We start from the raw sequence: 4,380 nt of genomic DNA, 5'->3' as shown, positions 1-4,380 counted from the left end.
CGCGGTCCGCGACGGCCTGGCGGCGCAGCCCCATGCGCTCGTAGGCCAGGGTGACCGCCACCCCCGCGAGGAGTCCGGCCACGGCCCAGCCGCCGAGGACCCACACCGCGTGCCCCAGGCCCGCGTCCCAGCTCGAGTCGAAGAACATGATCGACCGCAGCCCCAGGTAGGCCTGGTGCATCGGCTGGAGGTTGCCGATCGCGACGAACACCTGCGGCAGCATCTGCGTCGGTGTGGCTCCTCCCGACGTGGGTATCCCCAGCACCACGAACACGACCAGGTTGACCAGGAGTCCGGCGTTCCCGATCGCCGCGATGATCGTGTGTGCACACACCCCCACCGCCACGATCACGAGGTTCGAGAACCAGAACATGTGCCACGGGTCGTACCCGGTGACCCCGATGATGTGCGCGACGAGAAGGCACAGCCCGGACACGAGGGGGGCCGTCACGAGTGTGACCACCCACTTGCGGGCCAGCGTCTGGAGCCGGCCGAACGGGGCCACGTGCACGTGCAGCGCCAGAGGTCCGATCTCCAGGGGGATGAACCCGAGCCGGGCGTCGACCACGGCGGAGATGATCATCGCCCCGGTGAAGCCCGCGAGGATCACGATCAGTGCGTAGAACATCGGAAGCGAGGCGTTCGACACCCCCTCCGGCAGCGGGTTCCACGCGGTCACGCCGATCCCGACCGGGTCCTGCAGGGCGAGGGTCGCGGCGGCGCCGATCGTCCTGCCCTCCGCCTCGGCGAGCAGCTGCGAGTCCGAGAGCAGCCTGGGGCCCATCCGGTCGCGGAACGACTCCTGCATCGCCCCCGCCATGGTGTTCATGACCTGGCTCGACACGATGGAGACTCGGGGCGAGTACTCGACCGTGACCCGCGCGGGCGCGGGCGGTTCCGCGGCATCCCCCTCTTCGGTGGCCGCCGCCTCGACCAGGCCGACGACCCGCTCGCTCAGGTCGGCGGGGATCCTGATCGCCCCGAAGTACGATCCGTCACGCAGCCCCTCCTCCGCCGTCTCGGGGTCCACCACGTGCAGCCGGATCTTCTCCCAGTCGTTGTTCTGGAGCAGCCCGGCGGTGATCTGCGATCCCACGTCGAGGTCCCGCACGCCGATCGGCGTGTCCAGCGACGCGCCGCGGTCGGAGTCCACCACCGCCACGGGGATGTGCCTGGCGTGGGCCTGGGGGTCCGCGGTGCCGCCCAGATACATGAACGACAGGAGGAAGAACAGGCCGCAGACCAGGACCACCGCGCCTGCCGAGTGCGAGGCGAATTCGCGGAAGCCACCGGTGTGGCCGGAATCGGTCATGGTGATCCTCATTCGTGTGGAACGCCGGTCGACCACACGGCCGACCGAGACGAAGTTACTCCTGCCACCGCGGGTATCGTGTTCCTGTCCCCCGGTGCGTCCCCGCCCGAGTCACGAGGCCGGTCGCAGGTCTGATCGCAAGGCTGCCCAGACGGGACGCCCGTCCCGTCGTCCCCGAACGGATCGAGGTCCCATGCCTGCCCTGAGGTCACGCACCAGCACCGCCGGACGCAACGCGGCGGGGGCTCGCGCCCTCTGGCGCGCCACCGGCATGACGGACGCCGACTTCGGTAAGCCGATCATCGCGGTCGCCAACTCGTACACCCAGTTCGTCCCGGGGCACGTGCACCTGAAGAACGTCGGCGAGATCGTCGCCGAGCAGATCTCCGCGGCCGGCGGGGTCGCGCGCGAGTTCCACACCATCGCCGTGGACGACGGCATCGCCATGGGGCACGCGGGGATGCTGTACTCACTGCCCAGCCGCGAGATCATCGCCGACTCCGTCGAGTACATGGTCAACGCACACACGGCCGACGCACTGGTGTGCATCTCCAACTGCGACAAGATCACGCCGGGAATGCTCAACGCGGCGATGCGGCTCGACATCCCGACCGTGTTCGTCTCCGGCGGCCCCATGGAATCCGGCTTCTCGGTGGTCGTCGACGGTGTGGTCAAGGCCGGGTCCGACCTCGTCACCGCGATCTCCGCCTCGGCCAACCCGGCGGTCGACCGGGAGGACCTCGACGCGATCGAACGCTCGGCCTGCCCCACCTGTGGCTCCTGCTCGGGCATGTTCACCGCCAACTCCATGAACTGCCTCACCGAGGCCCTGGGCCTGTCCCTCCCCGGCAACGGCTCCACCCTGGCCACCCACAGTGCCCGACGGGAACTCTTCGCCGAGGCCGGCCGGGTGATCGTGGATCTCTGTCACCGCTACTACCGGGACGGCGACGAGTCGGTCCTGCCGCGGTCGGTCGCCACCAAAGAGGCCTTCGCCAACGCCATGACGCTCGACGTGGCCATGGGCGGGTCCACCAACACCGTGCTGCACATCCTCGCCGCCGCGCAGGAGGGTGAGGTGGACTTCGATCTACACGACATCGAGCAGATCTCCCGTCGGGTCCCGTGCCTGGCCAAGGTCGCACCCAACTCGGACTACTACATGGAACACGTCCACCGGGCCGGTGGCATCCCGGCGATCCTCGGCGAGTTGTTCCGCGGCGGGCTGCTGGAGACGAACGTCCACTCGGTGCACTCCCCCTCGCTCGAGCAGTACATCGCGGACTGGGACATCCGGAGTGGCACCGCCACCGAGGAGGCGATCGAACTGTTCCACGCCGCCCCGGGCGGGGTCCGCACGATCGAGCCGTTCTCCACGGACAACCGCTGGGAGTCGCTCGACACGGACGCCGTGGACGGGTGCATCCACTCCGTCGAGCACCCGGCCACCGCCGAGGGTGGGTTGGCCGTGCTCCGCGGCAACATCGCGCCGGACGGGTCGGTCTTCAAGACCGCCGGCGTGTCCGAGGAGAACTTCCACTTCAGCGGTCCGGCGCGGGTCGTGGAGTCGCAGGAGCAGGCGGTGTCGGTGATCCTGGACAAGACCCTGCAGCCCGGTGAGGTGCTGGTGGTGCTCTACGAGGGTCCGGCCGGCGGCCCGGGCATGCAGGAGATGCTGCACCCCACCGCGTTCATCAAGGGCGCCGGACTGGGCACCAGGTGCGCTCTGATCACTGACGGCCGCTTCTCCGGCGGCTCGTCGGGACTGTCCATCGGGCATATCGCCCCCGAGGCCGCCGCCGGCGGCCCGATCGGACTGATCCGTGACGGTGACGTGGTGACGATCGACGTGGCCACACGGTCCATCTCGGTGGAGGTCGACGACGACGAGCTGGACCGCCGCCGGGTCGAGAAGGGTCCCCTCCCGTGGCGTCCGGCCAACCGCGTCCGGAAGGTCTCCACCGCACTACGGGCGTACGCCTCCATGGCGTCCTCCGCGGACAAGGGTGCGGTCCGCATCCTGCCCGACTGACCGCCCCGGCCCGCCGCCCCGATCAGCCCGCGGTGACCGCGGGACTGTCGGTGGTGGACATCAACGGATTGGTGCCGTTGAGCAGGTACCAGATCACTCCCGCCGCGATGACGGCCAGCAGCAGCCAGATCACTCCGCTGAACCGGGGACGGTGCGACCAGAGCCACTTGCGGTCGACAGACCAGCGTCCTGCCCCCGCGAACAGGAGCGCGAGCAGGGCGGCGACGTACAGGATTGACGTCTCGAGGCCACGGGTCGTCTCACCGATGAGCGGCATGGGGTCGTCGCCGGTCAGCCGGACCGCGATGCCCAACCCGACGAGTCCGAGCAACCCGGCCGCCGCGACCGGCGTCGCCAGGCCCACGACGAGCAGGATCCCCGCGACCAACTCGACGGCGCCGCCGGCGATCGCGAGGAGCCGGGCCTGTTCGAAGCCCGACTCGGTGAGGGTCTGCGTGAACCCGTCGAGTCCCGGGCCCCCGAACAGGCCGAAGAGCTTCTGCATACCGCGCATCGCCAGCAGGACACCCACGGCGAGTCGGAGTAGGAACAACCCGAAGTCGGTCGTGCCGCGCCGAGAGATCTCGTCCCGGGGGGCGGGGTCGATCGTCGTGGGATGGTCGCCGAACGGCAACGGCGTCGACGTGTCATATCCCCCGGACTCCGAGAACTGCGAGTAGTCCGTCCGGCCCGCAGCGGGGAATGCCGTGGTCGCCGAGTCCGCGGTCCCCGTGCCGGAACCGGTCCCCGTCGCGTTGGGGACGTCGAGCGGGTAGTCGACGTCGTGGATGATCTCGGTTCGGGCGTCGTCTCCGGGCTTTGAGGAAGTCACCATCCGACCATAGGCCGCTTCCCGGGCACCCGCACCCAGGACACGGCGCACCGTAGGCTTGTGGCCATGAGATCGCTCTCGCTGCTGGTGGTCCTGGCCGTCGCGACGGCCGGGTGCGCGAGGTTCGACGACCGTCTCGAGGCCCCCTTCACCCCCGCCCCCGGCCCGGGGATGGGCGCGGCACCGCCGTCCAGCCCGCCCGGC

At 69.9% G+C, this 4,380-nt stretch carries 3 protein-coding genes; 1 reads left to right on the top strand and 2 read right to left on the bottom strand.

From position 1 onward, the window contains the following. A partial coding sequence (locus tag G6027_RS00350; RefSeq protein ID WP_182634372.1) for a DUF3533 domain-containing protein occupies window positions 1-1,312 on the bottom strand: 1,312 nt, incomplete at its 3' end. A 193-nt stretch (window positions 1,313-1,505) separates the two neighbouring features. On the opposite strand from G6027_RS00350, the gene ilvD reads away from it, so the two are divergent. Then, window positions 1,506-3,344, top strand: coding sequence for a dihydroxy-acid dehydratase (gene ilvD, locus G6027_RS00345; protein ID WP_182634370.1), 1,839 nt, complete (start codon window positions 1,506-1,508; stop codon window positions 3,342-3,344). Between the two features lie 22 nt (window positions 3,345-3,366). Here ilvD and G6027_RS00340 read toward each other — a convergent pair whose 3' ends face one another. Further along, window positions 3,367-4,179, bottom strand: coding sequence for a DoxX family protein (locus G6027_RS00340; RefSeq protein ID WP_182634367.1), 813 nt, complete (start codon window positions 4,177-4,179; stop codon window positions 3,367-3,369). Window positions 4,180-4,380 lie beyond the last annotated feature (201 nt).

Origin of the sequence: Dietzia sp. SLG310A2-38A2, from assembly GCF_014145095.1 — a bacterium.
In the GTDB taxonomy this organism is placed as follows: Bacteria; Actinomycetota; Actinomycetes; order Mycobacteriales; family Mycobacteriaceae; genus Dietzia.
This window is presented reverse-complemented; position numbering and strand designations above follow the sequence as displayed.